Annotated in this window: 21 protein-coding genes, 1 riboswitch and 1 other annotated feature; of the genes, 15 read left to right on the top strand and 6 right to left on the bottom strand. The window is 26.3% G+C overall.

What is annotated here, in order from left to right:
• Window positions 1-49: 49 nt before the first annotated feature.
• The 7 genes from IC219_RS02930 to IC219_RS02900 all read left to right on the top strand — a co-directional run bounded on the left by IC219_RS02930 (window position 50) and on the right by IC219_RS02900 (window position 8008).
• Window positions 50-763: a DUF2140 domain-containing protein gene (locus IC219_RS02930; protein ID WP_227823981.1), complete on the top strand. Its 714-nt coding sequence runs from the start codon at window positions 50-52 to the stop codon at window positions 761-763.
• A 160-nt stretch (window positions 764-923) separates the two neighbouring features.
• Window positions 924-1487: a hypothetical protein gene (locus tag IC219_RS02925; protein WP_227482591.1), complete on the top strand. Its 564-nt coding sequence runs from the start codon at window positions 924-926 to the stop codon at window positions 1485-1487.
• 301 nt (window positions 1488-1788) lie between these two features.
• On the top strand, window positions 1789-3489 hold the full coding sequence (locus tag IC219_RS02920; RefSeq protein WP_227482592.1) for a hypothetical protein: 1701 nt from the start codon (window positions 1789-1791) through the stop codon (window positions 3487-3489).
• Between the two features lie 168 nt (window positions 3490-3657).
• Window positions 3658-4275 carry a hypothetical protein gene (locus IC219_RS02915; RefSeq protein ID WP_227435022.1) on the top strand — a complete coding sequence of 206 codons (618 nt, stop codon included), beginning with the start codon at window positions 3658-3660 and terminating at the stop codon, window positions 4273-4275.
• A gap of 109 nt (window positions 4276-4384) precedes the next feature.
• A riboswitch (Lysine riboswitch) is annotated at window positions 4385-4553 on the top strand.
• 81 nt (window positions 4554-4634) lie between these two features.
• Window positions 4635-5828: an aspartate kinase gene (locus IC219_RS02910; protein WP_227830588.1), complete on the top strand. Its 1194-nt coding sequence runs from the start codon at window positions 4635-4637 to the stop codon at window positions 5826-5828.
• Between the two features lie 17 nt (window positions 5829-5845).
• Window positions 5846-7138, top strand: a complete 1293-nt coding sequence (gene lysA / locus IC219_RS02905; protein ID WP_227482594.1) for a diaminopimelate decarboxylase — start codon at window positions 5846-5848, stop codon at window positions 7136-7138.
• 204 nt (window positions 7139-7342) lie between these two features.
• Window positions 7343-8008 (top strand): hypothetical protein, encoded by a 666-nt coding sequence (locus IC219_RS02900; protein WP_227435027.1) that lies wholly within the window; start codon window positions 7343-7345, stop codon window positions 8006-8008.
• A gap of 148 nt (window positions 8009-8156) precedes the next feature.
• Here the strand turns inward: IC219_RS02900 and IC219_RS02895 are convergent, their stop codons facing one another.
• On the bottom strand, window positions 8157-9242 hold the full coding sequence (locus IC219_RS02895) for an AI-2E family transporter (RefSeq protein ID WP_227482595.1): 1086 nt from the start codon (window positions 9240-9242) through the stop codon (window positions 8157-8159).
• 191 nt (window positions 9243-9433) lie between these two features.
• Here IC219_RS02895 and IC219_RS02890 point away from each other — a divergent pair, with 191 nt between their 5' ends.
• The 3 genes from IC219_RS02890 to IC219_RS02880 all read left to right on the top strand — a co-directional run bounded on the left by IC219_RS02890 (window position 9434) and on the right by IC219_RS02880 (window position 12025).
• Entirely contained in the window at window positions 9434-10150 is a 717-nt protein-coding gene (locus IC219_RS02890) for a pseudouridine synthase (RefSeq protein WP_227482596.1), read from the top strand.
• A 42-nt stretch (window positions 10151-10192) separates the two neighbouring features.
• On the top strand, window positions 10193-10774 hold the full coding sequence (locus IC219_RS02885) for a tRNA (mnm(5)s(2)U34)-methyltransferase (protein WP_227435032.1): 582 nt from the start codon (window positions 10193-10195) through the stop codon (window positions 10772-10774).
• Window positions 10775-11152: 378 nt separating this feature from the next.
• Complete coding sequence (locus IC219_RS02880) at window positions 11153-12025, top strand: MurR/RpiR family transcriptional regulator (protein ID WP_227435034.1); 873 nt, start codon at window positions 11153-11155, stop codon at window positions 12023-12025.
• A gap of 185 nt (window positions 12026-12210) precedes the next feature.
• On the opposite strand, the gene IC219_RS02875 is transcribed toward IC219_RS02880, so the two are convergent.
• The 4 genes from IC219_RS02875 to IC219_RS02860 all read right to left on the bottom strand — a co-directional run bounded on the left by IC219_RS02875 (window position 12211) and on the right by IC219_RS02860 (window position 14364).
• Window positions 12211-12411, bottom strand: a complete 201-nt coding sequence (locus IC219_RS02875) for a cold-shock protein (protein ID WP_021384215.1) — start codon at window positions 12409-12411, stop codon at window positions 12211-12213.
• Window positions 12412-12753: 342 nt separating this feature from the next.
• Window positions 12754-12963 (bottom strand): helix-turn-helix domain-containing protein, encoded by a 210-nt coding sequence (locus tag IC219_RS02870; RefSeq protein ID WP_227435037.1) that lies wholly within the window; start codon window positions 12961-12963, stop codon window positions 12754-12756.
• Window positions 12964-12973: 10 nt separating this feature from the next.
• Window positions 12974-13441: a DUF2975 domain-containing protein gene (locus IC219_RS02865; RefSeq protein WP_227435040.1), complete on the bottom strand. Its 468-nt coding sequence runs from the start codon at window positions 13439-13441 to the stop codon at window positions 12974-12976.
• A gap of 290 nt (window positions 13442-13731) precedes the next feature.
• A complete protein-coding gene (locus IC219_RS02860; protein WP_413926916.1) occupies window positions 13732-14364 on the bottom strand; it encodes an alpha/beta hydrolase in 633 nt (210 codons plus the stop codon).
• A 309-nt stretch (window positions 14365-14673) separates the two neighbouring features.
• Between IC219_RS02860 and IC219_RS02855 the strand changes: the two genes are divergently transcribed.
• On the top strand, window positions 14674-15231 hold the full coding sequence (locus tag IC219_RS02855) for a TetR/AcrR family transcriptional regulator (RefSeq protein WP_227435043.1): 558 nt from the start codon (window positions 14674-14676) through the stop codon (window positions 15229-15231).
• Between the two features lie 269 nt (window positions 15232-15500).
• Here the strand turns inward: IC219_RS02855 and IC219_RS02850 are convergent, their stop codons facing one another.
• On the bottom strand, window positions 15501-15980 hold the full coding sequence (locus IC219_RS02850) for a GNAT family N-acetyltransferase (protein ID WP_227482601.1): 480 nt from the start codon (window positions 15978-15980) through the stop codon (window positions 15501-15503).
• 307 nt (window positions 15981-16287) lie between these two features.
• Here IC219_RS02850 and IC219_RS02845 point away from each other — a divergent pair, with 307 nt between their 5' ends.
• From IC219_RS02845 to argC, 4 genes are all read left to right on the top strand, one after another.
• On the top strand, window positions 16288-17046 hold the full coding sequence (locus tag IC219_RS02845; protein ID WP_227830586.1) for an N-acetyltransferase: 759 nt from the start codon (window positions 16288-16290) through the stop codon (window positions 17044-17046).
• 639 nt (window positions 17047-17685) lie between these two features.
• Window positions 17686-18087, top strand: coding sequence for a hypothetical protein (locus IC219_RS02840; protein ID WP_227435051.1), 402 nt, complete (start codon window positions 17686-17688; stop codon window positions 18085-18087).
• Between the two features lie 420 nt (window positions 18088-18507).
• Window positions 18508-19008: a GNAT family N-acetyltransferase gene (locus IC219_RS02835; RefSeq protein ID WP_227435052.1), complete on the top strand. Its 501-nt coding sequence runs from the start codon at window positions 18508-18510 to the stop codon at window positions 19006-19008.
• Between the two features lie 80 nt (window positions 19009-19088).
• Window positions 19089-19302 (top strand) — a binding site (T-box leader).
• Window positions 19303-19564: 262 nt separating this feature from the next.
• On the top strand, window positions 19565-20599 hold the full coding sequence (argC, locus tag IC219_RS02830) for an N-acetyl-gamma-glutamyl-phosphate reductase (protein WP_227482604.1): 1035 nt from the start codon (window positions 19565-19567) through the stop codon (window positions 20597-20599).
• The last annotated feature ends 37 nt before the right edge of the window (window positions 20600-20636 follow it).

Below are 20636 nucleotides of genomic sequence, written 5' to 3'. Positions count from 1 at the left end.
TATCTAAATTTATTTTAAATCTGTTGACAGATTTGTAAAGGAGACGATTATGGGAAGGATTGCAAAGATTATATTAAGCTTAATTGTTATTATTTTAGTGTTAACAGGTATTGTTGTATACACATTAACACCAAAAGAGAGATATGATGTTAGTTCACAAAATAATAAAATCATAGACGAAGAGTATTTATCAAAAGGTTCATATATAAATTCTATGGAAATAGTAAAAAATCCACTTAGAATGGTTGGAAAAGTATCTGTTTCCGAAGAAGAGTTTAGAAATCTAATATATACATTAATGAATAAACATGGAATTAAAGAATTTGAAAATAATTTTGTTGAGATGAAGGATGGAAAAATAAAAGTGGCAGGTCCATATAAGGTCTTTGGTCTAATCAATAGCCAATATGAGCTTGAACTAAAACCCACTTTAAAAAATGAAGATTTGGTTGTAAGTCTTGAAAATGTAAAGATTGGAAAATTTAAAATAAGTGATAAAATGCTAGAAAAAATACTAAGTAATTACAATAAAAAGGTTCCATTTGAGGTTAATGGAAATAAAATTACTTTAGAAAAAAGTTATCTTTATCCAGTAACACTTAAAAATATATCTATAAAAAAAGGAAATGTTGATTTGGATATGGAAGTAGAAATAGATTTAAAATCACAAATAAATGGAGCATTAGGTTATCTAAAGGATTCTGGAAAAGCTCAGGATATACTAAATCATTTGATTAATTTAAAGAAAACATCTGTTGGTTAAAAATATAGAAAATTTATATTTATATTTTTATTATATTTTATATAATATTAAAGCACTTTAAAATCAAAATTTGTAAAATAGCCTTTATTATGTTAGAATATTTTATGACATTAAGTTGTAAGTGTATAATATTATTTAATTACTAGATTGGGGGGAAATGATGAATAAAATTTATATTGTAACAACATATACAGGAACTGTATTATCTTATTTAATAAGAAATATAAGTAAAAAACTGTATACACATGTGTCAATATCATTAAATGAAAATTTAAAGCCAATGTATTCTTTTGGGAGATTAAATCCAAGAAATCCATTTATTGGAGGCTTTGTTGAAGAAAATATAAATCAAGGCTTATATGCTATAAGAAAAAATACTGTATGTAGAGTATATTCATTAGAAGTATGTAATTCACAATATGAAAATCTATTTAAAAATATAAAATTAATTAGTGATTATAGAGAAGATTACTATTATGATATAATGGCATTGATATATTTGTCTATGAATATTCACAGAAAAGTTGAATATAAATACGTATGTTCAAACTTTGTTGCTGATATGTTAGAAAAAAGTGAAATAGATATTTTGAATAAAGAAGCATTTGAAGTAACACCAAATGATTTCTATAATTTAAATGGTTTAACTTTAGAGTATGAAGGTTTATTGTCAGAATATAATTCTAAACAGCATTCTTATGTATCCAAAATGGCAAACATATAAAAAATTTATTTTAAAATTTATCATATAAAAATATTGCTAAATAATTAGGCTGAAGATGGTAGTTTAACTTCGAGAGGATTAAGAATTCGTAAATCTTAGTTAGAACACTTTCTTCAGTTTTTGATTTTCTATAGTTATTTACATGATTATAATATTTTTTTGAGATATATATCAAATATAAATAAACAGTGGTACAAAAGTATAAAGATATCTTAATACATAATAAATATGATAAATATTTATTTTTTGTAAATATATGGATATAATAGTAATAATAATATTTTATAGAGAGGAGTATTAAATGAAACGATATCTTAAAACATATGGAGTTTCACTCATAATTGTAGCAATTTATGCATTTATTAAATTACCTGTACTTAGACTGGACTTCACATCTTTATTTTCAGTAGGAATAATATTTTTTGTTGTAGCAGGAATATTAGATATGATGCTAGATAGAAATGAAAGAACATCTAAACTTGCTAAATATAATTTTTCAATAGCAATAGCTTTACTTGTATATGTTGTAGTTGTACCCTTTATAGCCTCTACACCTGTACTTCATGCAAAAGCCTATAAAGACTTATTAGGAAAGGTGACTGAGAGTAAATTTACTGATGATATGAGTCCTGTCAGTGTAAATGACATTCGTCTTGTAGATGAAGACATGGCAATGAAATTAGGTGATAAAAAACTTGGAGAAGTTCCAGCTATAGGTAGTGTATCAAAATTAGGAAAGTTTCATATACAAAATGTAGATGGAGAGTTGTACTGGGTAGCACCTCTTGTGCATAGAGATATAATTAAATGGGTTACATCTTTAAGTGGTACAAGTGGATATGTAAAGGTATCAGCAAGTAATCCTCAAGATGTTCAACTAGTTCAAGAAATAGATGGAAAACCAATAAAGATAGTATATCAACCAGAAGCTTATTTACATCAAGATTTACAAAGACATTTATACATACATGGTATTGTAAATGTTGGTATGACAGATTTTACTCTTGAAATAAATGATGAAGGAAGACCTTATTGGGTTGTAAGTTTATATGAACATAAAATTGGTTACGGAGGAGCAAATGCTACAGGCATAGCTACCGTTGATGCAGAAACTGGAAAAATAAATGTCTATAATGTTAAAAATACACCTAAATGGGTAGATAGAATACAACCACAAAAATTTGTAACAGACCAAATTCAAGACTGGGGTGTTTATGTCAATGGATTTTTAAATTCTGTTATATCAGAAAAGGGAGTACTAGTGCCAACAGAAGGGACATCGCTAGTCTATGGAAATGACAATAGGTCATATTGGTATACAGGTATAACATCGTCTGGTGGAGATGAATCTACAATTGGATTTATGCTTGTTGACTCTAGAACTAAAGAAGCTAAACTGTATAAGCAGCCAGGAGCAACTGAGACAGCTGCGATGAAATCAGCTGAAGGTAATGTTCAAGAAAAGAATTATGAAGCTACATTCCCTGTTATGTACAATATATTAGGTCAGCCAACATATGTATCATCTTTAAAAGATAAAGCTGGTCTTGTAAAGAGAGTAGCCTTTGTATCTGTTGAAGATTATAATGTACTTGGTCTAGGGGAAGATAAAAATGAAGCTTTAAGAAATTATAAAGATTCATTAGAATCTAAAGGCAATGACTTAAAGCTTGATAATGATATGAAAGATGAAGTTATAGAAGGTGTAGTAACTAGAATAAGTCCTGATGTGCGAGGAGGAAATACTAATTACTATGTAACTTTAGATTCTAATAAAGAGATAATATTTAAAGCTACCTCAAAAGTATCTAGCGAATTACCATTGACTCAAGTTGGAGATAAAGTTAAAATATCATATTCAAAAGAAGAGTCTGGTGTAATTGAAATGTCAGAATTTGATAACTTAAATATTGCAAATTTTGATGATAAAAAAGCAAAACAAGAGACAGGAACTAATGAAGATACAAATTCACAAGATTCTGAAAGTCAAAGCAATGTGTAACTTAGTAAAAAAACTGTAGATAGTGTTTAGTGCATTAATAGCTAGTTTTTATAGAAATAAATTCTATAAAAACTAGCTATTTTATTTTAATTCTTTGTAAATTTAATGTCATAAATTTAATATAATATTAGTACAACTTTGCAAATAATACTTCAAGGAGAATGTACTATGACGAATATGGAAAAAGAGATATTGCTTTTAATTAGCAGGGTTAGATGTGTTACAGAAGCTCAATTTAGAAAGATTTATGGAGACCAAAAAAGATACAATAAAAAAAATTTCAAAAAAACATTGAGAAAAATGTGTAGTGAGTATACACTAAAAAAATATCCATGTGATGTGGATTATCGTAACTATAAGGACCTCTCATATGTTTACTATTTGAATGGTAGTAAGCTTTTTAAGGGAGATGATTTAATAAAGGCTCTAGTAGGGTCAGAACTAGTTGTTAGAATTAATACTGCAGGTTGTGATGTAAAAAGATTTTATCGAAATGTTAGTGTAGATGATGTTAAATATGATTTATTTATTGAATATACAGATCAATTTGGCAATATAAAGCAGGTTTTAGTAGATGTTGATTTAAATAATGAAATAGATGTTTCTAAATATGAGAATCTCTCTAGAAAAATAGATAAATCTACAATTCCATTTTTTAGAGTACCAAATATTTTGGTGGTTACACCAGATAATTTATCTGAATTAAATGACTTAGAGAAAGAAGATAATGAATATAGTATAAATTTTATAGATTTAGGATTAAATAAACTATTTAATTGTATATAAGATATTTTAGAAAATAAAGTTTTTGATTTGCCACATTTTGTAAAAAAATTGTTGCAATATTATATAGAATATGATAAAACTATATTAATAAATTAATTAATAATAATGAGCCTAGGGTAGAGGTAGCTATATTCAAGAGTAATCAATAGTAGCTGGTAAGTGTTGATGATTGATGAAAGGGTCTATAGCCGAAGAAAAGTTGTTGACAAACAGATTTTCTGGACTTATGCAGAATATGCATAAGGCTGTCACTTTTAAAGTGGTGAGCTACAAGGTTACTTGGTCTATGAAGTTCACACGTCCAAAGTATACCTTTGGGCGTTTTTATTTATCAAAATTTAGCTTGAGGGGGAAAAAGCATGAGTATAATTGTCCAAAAATATGGAGGAAGTTCAGTTGCAGATACTGACAAAATAAAGTCAATTGCAGAAAATATAATAGAAAGAAGAAAAGAAAATCCACAAATAGTAATAGTTGTATCTGCTATGGGAAAATCAACAGATGAATATATAAACTTGGCAAAAGAATTGAGTAATGAACCTAGTAAAAGAGAGCTAGATGCTTTAATGTCTACTGGAGAAATGATTTCGGCATCTTTATTATCAATAGCATTAAATGCACTTGGTTGTAAAGCCATAAGCTATAATGCTTATCAATTAAATATAAAAACAAGCGGACTTCATGGAAAATCTCAAATTGACGATATAAATGTAAATAGAATAAAGAATAGTTTAGATGAAGGGAATGTTGTAATAGTAACTGGATTTCAAGGAATCAATGAAGATGGTGATGTAACTACTCTTGGAAGAGGTGGTTCAGACACATCTGCTGTAGCTCTTGCAGTTAAATTAAATGGCAAATGTGAGATATATACAGATGTTGATGGAATTTATTTTACAGACCCAAGAAAATATGCAAAGGCAAGTAAACTTGATGAGATTGAATATGAAGAGATGCTTGAATTAGCAAGTTTAGGAGCACAAGTAATGCATTCAAGAAGTATAGAACTTGCACAAAAATATGGTGTTGAAATTTATGTTGGACGTACATGTGGTACAGTAAAAGGAACATATATAAGAGGGGGAAAAGACATGAAATTAGAGGATAAAGTAATAACAGGATTAGCTACTAGTGATGATGATAGTTCTATAACAATAAAAGATTTTAAAGTAGAAAATATATCTAGTTTATTTGAAGATATAGCAACTATGGGAATAAGTGTGGATATGATAAGTCAAACTGCACCTATTTTAGATAAAATAAGTGTGTCATTTACAGTTCCAAAAGAAGAATTAGGAGAGTGCAAAAAGATAGTGTCTAAATATACAAATGAAGAACATGTAGTAATTGATAATAACATCACTAAATTCTCTTTAGTAGGTCTTGGTATGAAAAATACTTCTGGAGTTGCTGCTAAAGTATTTAAGATATTTAATGAAAATGGTATAATGGTAAAACTTATAACTACATCAGAAATTCGTATAACTTGTGCCATAAATTCTGATGATAAACAAGTAGCTATTGAGAAAATAGCAGAAGTATTTAATATATAAAACTTAGGGAGGATATTATGAAACTTCATGGAACTATGACTGTAAAAGACAATGAATTATATATTGGAGGTGTAAGCTGTCTAGAGCTTAGTAAAAAATATCAAACTCCATTATATGTATTTGACGAAGACTTAGTAAGACAAAACTGTAGAGAATATATAAAATATTTTAAGGCTAAAGATGGAAAAAATAAAGTTGCTTATGCAGGTAAGGCATTTTTACCTCTTTATATGTGTAATCTTATAAATGAAGAAGAGATGTGTTTGGATGTAGTTTCAGGAGGGGAACTATATACAGCTTATAAATCAAATTTTCCTATGGAAAAAGTTTTCTTTCATGGAAACAATAAAACTGAAGAAGAAATAAATATGGGATTAGATTTGGGAGTAGGTAAGTTTGTAGTAGATAATTTCTATGAGTTAGATTTAATTGAAAAATTATGTGAAGAGAAGGAGAAAACTCAAGAAATATATTTTAGAATAACACCTGGTATAGAAGCTCACACACACGATTATATAAAAACAGGTCAAATAGATTCTAAATTTGGTTTTGCTTTAGTAAATGGAGATTTGTTTAGAGCAATAGAAAAATTGAATGATTATACAAATATTAAATTGGTAGGTCTTCATGCTCATATCGGTTCACAAATATTTGATGTAGAACCATACATAGATACAGTAGATATAATGATGAACTTAGTAAAAGAAATAAAAGAAAAATTTAATATACAGCTGACAGAAATTGACTTAGGCGGAGGTGTAGGTGTTTATTATAGTAAAGGTGATAAACCTAAAACTATAAGAGAATTCTGTGAAACTATAATCACTAAAGCAGAAAATTCTTGTAAAGAACTTGGAATAGAAGTACCTACATTGGTAATAGAACCAGGAAGATCAATAGTTGCAAATGCAGGAAGTACATTGTATACAGTAGGTTCAATAAAAGATATAAAAGATGTTAGAGTTTATGTAAGTGTAGATGGAGGTATGACAGACAATGTAAGACCTTCACTATATCAAGCTAATTATGAATGCAGTATTGTAAATAAGATTAACCATGAAACTATGAACCATGTAACAATAGCTGGTAAATGTTGTGAAAGTGGAGATATATTAATTGGAGATATAGATATAATGGATATAAAAAGTGGAGATGTACTTATAACAACATCAACAGGTGCATATGGATATTCAATGTCTTCAAATTATAATAAAATACCAAGAGCAGCAGTAGTGTCAGTATTTGATGGAGATGACAAGATAATTTGTAAAAGACAAAGTTATGAAGACTTATTATCTTTAGAAGTATAGAAGAAGAATTAAATATTAATTTTTAAAATAAGTAGATTAGACAATATATCTATAGATTTAAACTAATTTTTAGTTTGTTATAGTTATTCAAGTCATATCTACTTATTTTCTGTTTTATTAACAATTTTCCTGTAATAAATATAAAATATTTTAAAAACTTCCTGATTATGATAAAATTTAAAGTATATGACAAGGAGGGATTTAATGAGAGGAAGAGTAATTTTATTGATATCGATATTATCTATATTTCTTGTAGGATGTTCATTTAATAAAAAAGATGAAATAAGTTCAACTGAGCAAGGAAAAATATATTTAGAGAAACATGACTATAAAAAAGCTATGGAAGCATTATCCTCTGCATTAGAAGAAGATAGCGCTAATGAAAATGCAAGAGCTATGTATATGCAATCTATGAGAATGCTAAATGTGGATGAATTTGAAAAAGCTACAAATTATACGGATGCAATTAAAGAGCTTAAGCTTATAGAGAAAATTAAAAACGGCTCATCTGTTATTAAAAATGAAGCATCTAAAAAGAAAGAGGAATTGACTAAATTAGAAAAAGAACAGAATGAAGCAGAGGAAGAACGAAAGAAAAAGGCAAAAGACACAGCTGGAGAAGATAGGTATAGAGTGGAATCAGAAGCAAAGAAATCTTCCTATAGTGAAAAGAGTAAAAATAATAAATCTAATTCCAAAAACAAAAATACAACTTCAAACAATAACAAAGATGTAACTAACAATGATTCTTCTCAAAATCAAGAAAAACCAAATACGAGCAATCCAACACCGACACCAACTCCACCTTCATCAGAAAATAGTGGAGGGTCAGATAGTAGTGGAAATTCTCAGAACTCAAATAATCAGTAAATGTAAAGTATTACATATAAACAATTAAGACTTTGTATCAGAAAATGAAATTAACTTTTAGCATATATTCTTTGCCAAGAGTTAATTTCATTTTTTTATAGTAATGTAATAGATAATAATTAATTTTTAAAATTATAAAAGATAAAGCTTATTGCAATCTCTTGTCAATATATTTGTCAATAGAAGTTTTTACAACAGCAGCTACAGGTACTGAAAGAAAAACACCTATAAATCCAAAAAGAGACTGTCCTATTAAAATCGCAGAAATTATCCATATAGCTCCTATTCCAACTTGATTGCCCATAACCTTTGGCTCTATGAAATTTCCATCTAGTTGTTGTAATATAAATATAAATACGATAACCCATATGGTTTTTTGTGGGCTGTATAAAATTGTCATAGCTACTGGAGGTATAGCTCCAATAAATGGCCCTAGATAAGGTATTATATTTGCTAAAAATATTATTGAAGCTAAAAATAAAGCATTTTCTATTCGAATGATAAATTGAAATCCTATAAATGCAATTATACCAATAATGAGAGAGTCTAAAATTCTACCAATTAAATAATCATAAAAAATATCATGAGTAGTTCTAAAAAATTCTATAATGTCATCAGCTTTGTTTCTAGCAGTAGAAGAATATAGCAATCTTTTAAATCCTAATGCAATTTTTTCCTTATCATATATAATATATATAGATAATATAAAGCCCATTACCATACTAAATAGCATAGATGATATGCTAAGTGTATAGATTAAAAAGTTTTTAGGAATTCTACTAATAAAATTACTAGCTTCTTTTAATGCATTATCTAAGCTGTGTTGTATATGAGGAATTAGAGCTTTTAAAAAATCTATGTTTGACATATTTTTTTCTATAAAATTATCTATATAATCACTGTAGATAGGCATTTCATTTATTAATCTATTTAATGTATTGGCTATTGAAGGAATTAGTAATCTAATACCAAAAGCTAAAATAATACCTATCAATATATAAGATAAAAAAATGGATAAAAGCCTATGTGTTTTAAATTTTATTTCAAAAAGCATTACAAGAGGATTTAAAAGCAAAGCGAGTAAAATAGCTAGTAAAAATGGACTAAAAAAACTTAATAATCCTTCAATGCTAGATATAAAATCTGCTGGAGTATTAATAAACTTAAAAAATAAAATTCCAATAAACACGACCATTAAATAATATTTTACATTTTCTTTTGAAATAATAATCACTTCCTTAAAATAGTGTTTAATCAGCTATTACATATTAATAGTATGTGAAAAGAAATTACAATTATTTAGGAAAATTAAATAATTTTTTGGCTTGTTTTTAATTAAGGTCTAGTATAGTATAATAATGTAACAAAATTAATGTTGATAAAAATATTAAATAACATATAATTTAAGATAAGAAAGGATTATGTATGAGAATTAATAAATATATAGCTTCTTGTGGAATTGCATCTAGAAGAAAAGCAGAAGAAATCATTCTTGAAGGAAGAATAAAGGTAAATGGAAATATAGTAAAAGAGCTATCTTTTAATATTGATGAAGAAAAAGATATAGTAGAATTTGATAATAAAGCAGTAAAGCCAAGCGAAAATTATGTCTATATAGTATTGAATAAGCCAGAAGGTTATATAACTACTGTAAAAGATCAGTTTAATAGAGCAAGTGTAATAGATATATTAAAAGATGTAAAGGAAAGAGTATATCCAATAGGGAGGTTAGATTATGAAACAAGTGGGCTTTTGATACTTACTAATGATGGAGATTTAACATATAAACTTACTCATCCAAAACATGAAATTAATAAAACTTATGTGGCAAGTGTAAAAGGAATTATAAATAAGGATGAAATAAAAAATTTTGAAAAAGGACTAAAAATAGAAGATTATACAACAGCACCTGCTAAAATCAGAGTAACTAAGGAAAATAAAGAAAAGAATTATTCAGTATGCGAAATAACTATACATGAAGGAAGAAATAGACAAGTAAGAAAAATGTGTAAGGCTATAAATCATCCAGTTTTAAACTTAAGAAGAATTTCTGTAGGGAAAATAGTATTAAAAGATATAAAAGTTGGTGAATATAGATACTTAACAGAAGATGAAATAAAATATTTAAAATCAATAAAATAACATGAAAATGAAATGAAGTTAATAGTAGGGAGAAATAATATTATGGCATATGCAAAACATTTAACTAAAATTACAGATATAAATAAATTTTATTTAGAAAATATTATTAATAAAGGTGATGTAACAATAGATGCTACCATGGGAAATGGTTATGATACAAAGTATTTGGCTGAAAAGGTTGGAGAAAAAGGCTTTGTATATGCTTTTGATATACAAGAAGAAGCTCTAAAATCTACAAGAAAAAAATTAGAAAAAGAAGGATATATAGATAGAGTAAAATTAATACTTGATGGTCATGAAAATATCGATAAATATGTAAAAGAAGAAGTTTCATGTGTTTTATTTAATTTAGGATATCTTCCAAGAGCAAAACATCTAATTATAACTAAACCAGATACAACTTTAAAAGCTATAAAGTCTAGCTTAGAAATATTAAAAGAAAATGGAATAATAAGTATTGCTATATATACAGGACATGATGGAGGGCAAGAAGAAAAAGATAGTATATATAATTTTGTAAATAATTTAAATCAAGATGAATTTAATGTTTTAGAATCTAAATTTTTAAATCAAGTCAATAACCCACCACAATTGATTTTAATTGAAAAGAAAAAATCACAATAAACACTAAAAAAAACTTGACAAGATTCTATTAAGAGTTAATATATATATTGTAACCTTTTAAAAACACTTTAAATAATAAGTATATGATAATTTACTTTTGAAGTAAGTAATGTGCTTAAATATGCAAAATAAAATATTTAACTTTTAAATGAGTAAAAATTGAAAATTTTAAAAGAAATATTGAATAAATCTTAAAAAATGCAAGGAAAGATGGTATAATAAATTTAATCGAAAATACTATGTGAAGTATAAGGTACAGAAAAGTTAGAATTTTATGAGTTTAAGAAGCTGAGATAAAAACTAAAATAATAAAATTTTTAGAAAAAATATTAGTAGTGATAAAAAGAAAATAGTTTATATAACTAAAAGGAGAAAAAAATGGAAGAAACAAATGAAATGAAAGATAGTAAACATTTGATATCAAATATACAATCTCAATACACGAGGTTAAGTAAGGGGCAAAAACTTATAGCACAATATATTTTGAATAATTATGATAAAGTTGCATTCATGACTGCATGCAAGTTAGGTGAAACTGTAGGAGTGAGTGAATCTACTGTTGTAAGGTTTGCAAATGCTCTAGGCTATAGTGGGTATCCAAAATTACAAGCTGCACTTCAAGAACTCATAAAAAATAAATTAACTACAGTACAAAGAGTTGAAATGGCACATGATTATTCTGATGATTTTGCAATATTGAACAAAGTTTTAAAGAGTGATATAGATAATATAAGATCAACATTAGAAGAAATTGATGAAAAAGCATTTAAGGAAGCTTCTAATAAACTTTTAAAGGCAAGAAAAATATATATACTTGGTATGAGAAGTTCTTTTGTAGTAGCTCAATACCTAGGTTTTTACTTAGATATAATACTTGATAATGTCCATATAATTAGAATGGATATGGGAGATGCATTTGAACAGATTGTAAGAATAAACGAAGAAGATGTTATAGTTGCAATTAGTTTCCCACGTTATTCAAAAAAATCTTATCAAATTGTCAATTATGCTAAGGAAAAAGGAGCACATGTAATTTCATTAACAGATAGTTTATTTGCACCAGTAGCAGCACTTGCAGACAATACTCTTTTGGTTAAGAGTAATATGGCTTCATTTGTAGATTCACTAGTTCCAGCACTTAGTATTTCAAATGCTCTTGCAATCTCTGTTGGTATGAAAGAAAAAGAAGATATTAAACAGCACTTCGATGACTTAGAGCAAATCTGGAAGAGATATTCTGTATACGAGTAAAGTTTATATATTAATAAGTATGATTAATTATTAAAAATCTCAAATCCATCAGTTTTTGAGTAAAAATACTATAAAAAACTGACTGACATTTAACTGACAGTCAGTTTTTTTATTTAAATAAAATTTTGCTTAAATTATCAATAAAAAAAGACCCTCAAAAGAGTCTTTCCCGAAAAATCTATATATTATAATATAGTTATATTTTCTGCTTGAGGACCTCTAGCGCCTTTAACTATATCAAAGCTTACTTGTTGACCTTCTTCTAATGATTTAAATCCTGAAGTTTGTATAGCTGAGAAATGAGCAAATACATCATCTCCACCTTCTATTGATATAAACCCAAATCCTTTTTCATTATTAAACCATTTCACTATTCCATTATTCATTAAAAATACTCCTATTAACCTATATCAAGATATACTTGATTTAATTGTGTATTACCACAAATACTATTATATCATAGATTAATAGTAATGTCTATTTAATTATATTTTTTAGTTAACATCTTTGGTTATTATTAGTCTTAAAAATATATTTAAGAGTTTTATATTAAGATATCTTAATATAAAACTAGATAAAACTAAAAAGGGTTTTCTAGAAAATAAAGTCTATTTAATTTAATACCCATTAGTACACATGAAAAAGATTTGACAACATGTCTAAATTTTCAAGTAAAATAATAAAGGCTATAGGTGATAATCAAAAAGAGTGTTTTAGACACTCTTTTCTTAATCATCTTCTACATATTCAAGTATATCACCTGGTTGGCAGTCTAAAGCTTTACAAATTTCATTTAGAGTGGTGAATCTAATAGCTTTTGCTTTACCAGTCTTTAAAATTGATAAATTAGCATTTGTAATATCTATTTTTTCAGCCAAATCTTTAAGTGATATTTTTCTTTTTGCCATCATTACATCTAGATTAACTATAATTGCCATAATATCACCTCTATATCGTTAAATCGTTATCTTCTTTTATTTTTATAGCTTTATTAAATGTTTCAGCAATTACAAAACACATTAGTGAAAAGATAAAAGAGATGACCATAAGTGGTGAAATTCCTCCATTATCAGTTCCAAATATTTTTATAGGACCAGCATTTACACTATAACCATTGATACATTCAATTATAGTATTTATCAATAAGCAATATCCCATTATTTTAAATCTCTTAACATTTTCAAGTATAAAAGGTGAGTATTTAGTGCTATTAATTATAAAAGTTAGGAATAAAATAACTATATAATAGTCAGAAAAATAAACAATTCTAACAATTGTAATAATCAATTTTTCAAAGCTAAAATTATACAAAGATATGGGTATCATACATAAGAATATTATACCTGTTGCAGCCATACTTACTAACATAATGTACAAAAACACTGTTAGAATATTTCTAAAAAATTTTGTACTCATAAATACCATCTCCTTAATATAGGTTATATTATTGATTATAATATATAATTTATTGTTTTTCAATAAAAAAATATTGATTAAAATATAAAAATATTATTGTATATATAAATAAAAATATTAAGGTGGTAAGTTTATATGAAAAAGAATATAAGTTCTAAAATATTAAATAATATTATGCTAGTTGGAATAATTTTAGCTTTATTATCGCTTATTTTAATGATACTAAAATAAAGTGAATTGATAGAATAATTATTCTAATTTATAGATAAATAGTAATAATGAAATTATCTTCATTCAAATAAAGTATTTGTCCATTTATTTAATACTTTTAATTGCTCTTGTGTATTAAACCAATGCTCCCCGTTTTCTATAACTGTTAAATTACAATTAAAATGGCGTGTAAATTTCTCTACCACACTTAGTTCTGTAAGTTCGTCATGTTTACCATATAGTATTCTTGTTGTAGTGTTCCATTTAGTAATAGGATGTTTTTTGACATATTGCAGATATTCCCATGAAAGTGTATGACCAAATGAAGTTGGAATAATTAGTTCATGTTTAAGTTGTTCTTCTGATACATTTTCCCAAAGCATCATATTAGAAATAAGCTGTTGCATATCGAGAATTGGAGATACAAAAACACACTCTTCCAGATTCTCATTTTCAAAACTTAACATACTAAACCATGCACCAATACTATTTGCATATAATGCAATTTGATTCCAATTAGATTTTGCATATTTCATTATAGCTAATAACTCTGGAACAACATTCCATGGGTCAAACGAAATGTTTTCTTCTTTACGTTCTCCATGTTTAGGTAAATCAATGCTTAAAACCTGCCATCCATGATTAACAGCGATATTAGCAAAACTTTCGGCTTCTTCTTTATAACCGCATTGTCCGTGTATATAAATATACAATTTGTTTGAAGGATTTCCCCAAAGAATTGAAGGAATTCCATGAATTTGAAAATATTTCTTTTCCATAAAAATCTCCCTTCAGTTTAATATATAGTATCTATTGATATATCTATTAAACTATAAAATTATACTGTAATATACTAATTAAATTAGTTATAATACTAATATAGTTAGTATTATATTAAACTAAAATTAAATTGTCAACATTGCACTCAATATAAAGTGTTTTATAAGTATTAATTGTTGACGAAGCTAATTAGATTAGTTAAACTAATAAAGTAATTAATTTTAGTTGAGAGAGGTATAATCATGCGTGTTAGTAGAGATATAGTAATACAGGTAGCATCTGATATAGCTGATAAAGATGGGCTTAACAAGCTTTCTTTAAAAGTTGTTGCAGAAAAACTAAGTATACGTACGCCTTCTTTATATAATCATATAGAAAGCTTAGATGATTTGTTGAGAGAGGTTGCTCATAATGGTATGAGGAAAATGAATAAACAGATGGAGAAAGTTGCTATTGGTGATTCTGGAGATACAGCTATAAAGTCTGTAAGTATTGCATATTTTAATTTTATAATTGCTCATCCTGGGGTTTATGAAACAATTCAATGGGCTATTTGGCATGGGAACAAAGAAACATCAGAGATATTTGAAGAATATAAATCGCTATTAGAAAAACTTATTCTTTCTTGTAATTTAAGAACAAAGAATATAGATGAAGTATTAAATTTGTTGATGAGTGTGATTCATGGATATTCAACTTTGCAACTTGGAAAAGCTCTTTTAGATTCAGAAGAAGCCATAAAAAGTCTATCTGACACTGTTGATACTGTACTATTAGGTATTCATAAAAAGTATGACTAAATATATCGCTAAATATTAATGTAAATGATAGAATTAATAATCAACATTACATATATATCAATAAATTATAATATAGTTAATTTAATTAATAGATTGGATTAGAAAATAAGAAGTAAAAAAATAAATATTAATGTCTTTGCTAGAAGATTCTTTCAAAGTATATTACTTAAAACTTAAAGAAAAATAGTGTACTTTAAAAATTTAATCTAAAAGCAAATCAACTTTAAAAACTTTAAGTGGATTTGCTTTTGATATATTTCTTTGTTAAATTAATTTGATATTGATAGTTTCATTGGAGTAAAACGTATACCATTGACAATCTGTTCAGCATTAGTATTTTTAAATCCTAATTTATGGTAAACTTCAACAGCATAAGGGGATGAATTTACAGTTACTTCAGTTAAATCATCTATGTTTTCAGTACAATACTTTACACCTATATCCATTAATTTTTTTGCAACACCACATTTGTGATAATTTTTATCTACAAATAACATACATATATGATTTAGGTCTCTGATAGCTAAAACCCCAATTAACTTTTCACAATCAAAACAGCCCCAAAAGAAAATAGATTTTTCTTTGACTTTTTCAATAATAGAGTTATATTCTATAAATTCATGGAATGACTTAATTCCTTCAACACAATAATCTGGAGACTCAAATTCTTCAAATACATTCCAAATTAAATTTAATGCACTTCTAATATCAGGTTCTTTTAATTCTCTTATTAGGTACTTTTCACACATTATAAACAACACCTCTATTATTAAAAATTTTTCTTATAATTATATACCTTAAATATATTTATTTCAATATAAATTGTTTTATTAAATTTGAATTTAAAGGTGATTAATAAAACAATCCATATATAATATAGTTAGAACATAAAAATTTATTTAATTTTACATATAATTTAATAATAATGATAAATTTAAAATAATTTAATATAAAATGAAAATATATATGACATATAAGTGTCATATATATAATAGTACAATTAAAGATATAGTATATATATGAAAACTATTTTGTAAAGAGAGAAGGAGAGGTAATATGCAGATTATAGATATAAATTCAAACAATATTGATAATGAACATGTATGTTGTGCAATTACTGAAAAAAAGGGAGAAAACTGTGTTTCTTCTAAAAAATATTGGATGAAAAGTAATTTTGACAAAGGTCTTGTATTTAAAAGATTAGATGAAAGAGGTAAAGTTTTTATAGAATATATACCAGCAGAAAATGCATGGTGTCCTATTACTGCAGATAATTATATGTATATTAATTGTTTCTGGGTATCTGGAAAATTTAAAGGACAAGGATACTCTAATTTATTACTACAAAAATGCATTGATGATGCAAAGTCAAAAGGAAAATATGGGTTAGTTGTACTTTCATCTGAAAAAAAGCTACCATTTTTATCTGATTCTAAGTATTTAAAATATAAAGGATTTTATCTGGCAGATACATCAGAACCAAGTTATGAGTTATTGTATTTTCCATTTACTGATAATGCACCTATTCCATGCTTTAAAGATTGTGTAAAACAAAGTAAATCAAAGGAGAATGGGATAGTTTTATATTACAGTAATCAGTGTCCACATACTGCAAAATATGCTCCTATTTTAAAAAAAATTGCGAATGCTAGAGGTGTTGAAGCAAATCTTATAAAATTTGAAACAGCAAAAGAAGCACAAAATGCTCCTGCACCATTTACTACATATAGTCTTTTTTTCAATGGAGAATTTATAACTAATGAGATACTTTCTGAGAAAAAAATTGAAAAATTTTTAGATAGTAAAGGTTTTTAAAACTTAATTAAAATAAGATATAAATTTAAATCTTCTAGTTTTTGTGCAATTTTTAGGTGTTTGTTTGGACATAAATGAGAATATACATTCCATGTTGTTTCAATTTTTTCATGTCATAAATGTTCTGCTATTGTTAGTATATTTATTCACTAGTCAAATTATAATATTTTACAGAATAACTAAACATTGCAACAAGATGGTTGTGTATTGTTTTTAGATATGTTTGACTGTAATTAACTTTTAATAATTAGTTTTGTCACTTTCTTACATGGGAAGGAATAATTTCATTTATTTAAAAATTTCAAAAGAAAGGAAGTAATTTTAAATCTATTGTAAGCTTTTCATTAATAGTAGTATCCTTTGCTGTTGTTTGAGTTCTTCTATATTTATTCTCCATATACTTATATTAACATTATATGTGTATGTATCAATGTTTTTTATATACTATTTGTGCTATCCATTCAACCTAAATGAGTGTGATTTCCACTCTAAATTGTAAAAGCTTCATATAAATCCTATGATATATTTAAGATATTTTTATAATAATTATAAATTTATATTAATAAACAACTGTAAAGGTGAACTTGCTTATAGTATAATAAATTAATATATTATGCAAAGAGTTAAGGAGAGATACTTATGCAGACTTTAGATGTATACATGAAAAAATTATGTCCACAATATCTAATAAAACATAGTGAAATCGTTGATGAAGTAACTGTTGATGTACGTACATCGATAGAATATGGTAGTATAGCCAAATTAGAACATAATATCTCTGTTATTAATGAAAAAGAATATGACTTCCTGCACAGGAATAAACCCATCGCAGGAATTGTTGTCTTATATGGTTTAATAAAAAATCGTAAAAAAATAAAAGATAGGCTTCTATCTATTAGCGATAACAATAGTAAAAAGATAATAATTGTTTGCTCTAGAGGTAGGCTTCGTAGTCCAATTGTTTGGATGTATTCTAGATATTTAAAAATAGATTCTAAAGTATTAATAAATGGAATACACTCTCTAAAAAATAATTCTTAAACTTATAAAAATATAGATCATTCTCGATATTATGCAACTAATTATCACATATATAGTATCAAGCTAGAATGTATATATATTTACACAAATCTATATGTATTCTCACTTGTTGTTCAACTGTGTTGAATTAATAATGATACTTTTATCAGTTAATTTCCATCAATTTTATTTTCAATAATTACAATTGTAAAATTGAGGATGTTGTAGAAATAAAAAAAGATATTGAGTAGTAAAATTTATGATACTAATATACTTTATAGCCTGTTAGAAAATATAGAACTAATAGAACTAATAAATGAAATTTCATGTGATAGATGAGCTTTTATCAGATTAAAAAGAAAATCAGCAGAAAGACTATTGTTGTGTATGATTAAGAATTCTTTGATAACAATTTTAGTCTTTCTCTTAAAAGGAGAAAAAATGATATTAAAAACAGAAAGATTAACTCTAATTCCACTATCACTTCGTCAACTTGAACTTTGGACTTCCAATAATTCAGAATTAGAAAAGGAATTAGAATGCATTTATTGTGCAGAACCAATGACTGGTTTTTTTTATGATATTGTAAAAGGACAATTAAATATTGCTAAAAAAGATGAAAAAAATATATTGTTTTATACATTTTGGTTTATTATGTTAAATGAAAACCGTACAATTATAGGATTAGCCGATTTTAAAGATGTGCCAAATTCTTATGGTGAAATTGAGATTGGTTATGGATTAGGTGAGGATTATAAAAAACAAGGATATATGACAGAAGCTATTAAAAAGATATGTAGCTGGGGATTAAGTCAACCAAATGTTTCTTCTGTGATAGCTGAAACTGATGCTTACAATACAGATTCACAAAATGTTTTATTAAGATGTGGTTTTAAGTTATATCGTAACTCGGATACAAAATGGTGGAAATTAACAACCTAGAAAAAATTTCCAAAAATTTATAAATAATATTGACAAACTACTAAAAATAAATTATTATATAAAACAACAAGAAAAGAAATTGAAATCCTATGAAAAAGAAAGTAGCATAAAAGGATTTGATAGAGAGCTAGGGATGGTGGAAGCCTAGTAATGAATTTTATTGTGAATAGAGCTTTGGAGGAAGTTACCAGAATTAGTAGTATGGTAATTGGTGAGTCTCGCCTTAAGAGATTAGAGTGGGTAAGATTATCTTATCAATTAGAGTGGTAACGCGGGTGTATATTCGTCTCTTGGTCTTTGACCAAGAGGCTTTTTTAATTTTAAATATACATTTGCAAATACTTTTTAATTCATAAGAATTATTATAATTGTAATTTTACCAATAAGAGTGGTACCGCGGAAATTCGCCTCTTAGCATTATAATGCTAAGGGGCTTTTTATTGTTAGTTAGATAGTTTTAAACTTATATATTATCAAATGATTATTAAATAATAATATTAATTTAAAAAAATAATTCGAAATATTCTTAAAATAATTATAAAACGGAGGAAATAAAATGAGCAAAATAAAAGCTGGAATTATTGGAGCAACTGGATATGTTGGTGTAGAATTACTAAGATTACTAATAAATCATGAAGGAGTAGAAGTTACAGCTATAGGTTCAAATTCATACATTGGCAAAAACATAGTTGATATATACCCAAGTATAGGTTATGAAAACAGTATGACATGTATAGAAAACGAAAAAGTAATTGATATGTGTGATGTTGTATTTACTGCTCTTCCACATGGTGTAAGTGAAAAGTTTGCAATAAAAGCAATTGAATCTAAAAAGAAAGTCATAGATTTAGGTGCTGATTTCAGAATAAAAGATGAAAAAATATATAGTAAATGGTATGGAGTATCTTTTATAGATACAATTTTGCACAAAAAAGCTGTATATGGATTAAGTGAGATATATCAAGAAGATATAAAAAGTGCTGATATAGTTGCAAATCCAGGATGTTATCCTACTAGTATTTCTTTACCATTGATGCCATTATTAAGTTCTAAATTAATAAAAAATAATAATATAATAATTGATTCTAAATCAGGTCTTACAGGAGCTGGTAGAGAGTTATCAACAAGTAGTCATTTTACAGAAGTTAATGAGAATATAACTGCATATAAAATAGGAAAACATAGACATACTCCAGAAATAGAACAAAATCTAAGTGAAGCGTATAAAGAAGATGTAGATGTAGTTTTTACACCAAATCTAATTCCAGTAAATAGAGGGATACTATCAACTATATACTGCATAAAAGAAGATAATGTATCTATAGGTGATATACATAAAAAATTAACTGATTATTATGAATATAAAGAATTTGTAGAAATACTCCCATTAGATAAGATAACCTCTTTAAAAAATGTTGTATATTCAAATAAATGTGTAATATCAGTACATGAAAATAAAGATACATTAATAATCTGTTCAACTATAGACAACATGATTAAAGGGGCAGCAGGGCAAGCCGTACAAAATATGAATATAATGTTTGGAATTGAGGAGACTACAGGCTTAAAGCATATTGCACCAGCATTTTAGGAATAGAAAAATACTAAACTCATATAATTAGGAGGAT

It is taken from the genome of Clostridioides sp. ES-W-0018-02 (assembly GCF_020658175.1).
Classification (GTDB): domain Bacteria; phylum Bacillota; class Clostridia; order Peptostreptococcales; family Peptostreptococcaceae; genus Clostridioides.
The sequence above is the reverse complement of the archived record's forward strand: the minus strand, read 5'-3'. Positions and strand labels throughout refer to the sequence as shown.

Excerpts from the sequence above, each read along its gene's own strand:
- IC219_RS02930 (WP_227823981.1), top strand. The coding sequence starts at position 50 with ATGGGAAGGATTGCAAAGATTATATTAAGCTTAATTGTTATTATTTTA.
- IC219_RS02925 (WP_227482591.1), top strand. The coding sequence starts at position 924 with ATGAATAAAATTTATATTGTAACAACATATACAGGAACTGTATTATCT.
- IC219_RS02920 (WP_227482592.1), top strand. The coding sequence starts at position 1,789 with ATGAAACGATATCTTAAAACATATGGAGTTTCACTCATAATTGTAGCA.
- IC219_RS02915 (WP_227435022.1), top strand. The coding sequence starts at position 3,658 with ATGACGAATATGGAAAAAGAGATATTGCTTTTAATTAGCAGGGTTAGA.
- IC219_RS02910 (WP_227830588.1), top strand. The coding sequence starts at position 4,635 with ATGAGTATAATTGTCCAAAAATATGGAGGAAGTTCAGTTGCAGATACT.
- lysA (WP_227482594.1), top strand. The coding sequence starts at position 5,846 with ATGAAACTTCATGGAACTATGACTGTAAAAGACAATGAATTATATATT.
- IC219_RS02900 (WP_227435027.1), top strand. The coding sequence starts at position 7,343 with ATGAGAGGAAGAGTAATTTTATTGATATCGATATTATCTATATTTCTT.
- IC219_RS02890 (WP_227482596.1), top strand. The coding sequence starts at position 9,434 with ATGAGAATTAATAAATATATAGCTTCTTGTGGAATTGCATCTAGAAGA.
- IC219_RS02885 (WP_227435032.1), top strand. The coding sequence starts at position 10,193 with ATGGCATATGCAAAACATTTAACTAAAATTACAGATATAAATAAATTT.
- IC219_RS02880 (WP_227435034.1), top strand. The coding sequence starts at position 11,153 with ATGGAAGAAACAAATGAAATGAAAGATAGTAAACATTTGATATCAAAT.
- IC219_RS02875 (WP_021384215.1), bottom strand. The coding sequence starts at position 12,411 with ATGAATAATGGAATAGTGAAATGGTTTAATAATGAAAAAGGATTTGGG.
- IC219_RS02870 (WP_227435037.1), bottom strand. The coding sequence starts at position 12,963 with ATGGCAATTATAGTTAATCTAGATGTAATGATGGCAAAAAGAAAAATA.
- IC219_RS02865 (WP_227435040.1), bottom strand. The coding sequence starts at position 13,441 with ATGAGTACAAAATTTTTTAGAAATATTCTAACAGTGTTTTTGTACATT.
- IC219_RS02855 (WP_227435043.1), top strand. The coding sequence starts at position 14,674 with ATGCGTGTTAGTAGAGATATAGTAATACAGGTAGCATCTGATATAGCT.
- IC219_RS02850 (WP_227482601.1), bottom strand. The coding sequence starts at position 15,980 with ATGTGTGAAAAGTACCTAATAAGAGAATTAAAAGAACCTGATATTAGA.
- IC219_RS02845 (WP_227830586.1), top strand. The coding sequence starts at position 16,288 with ATGCAGATTATAGATATAAATTCAAACAATATTGATAATGAACATGTA.
- IC219_RS02840 (WP_227435051.1), top strand. The coding sequence starts at position 17,686 with ATGCAGACTTTAGATGTATACATGAAAAAATTATGTCCACAATATCTA.
- IC219_RS02835 (WP_227435052.1), top strand. The coding sequence starts at position 18,508 with ATGATATTAAAAACAGAAAGATTAACTCTAATTCCACTATCACTTCGT.
- argC (WP_227482604.1), top strand. The coding sequence starts at position 19,565 with ATGAGCAAAATAAAAGCTGGAATTATTGGAGCAACTGGATATGTTGGT.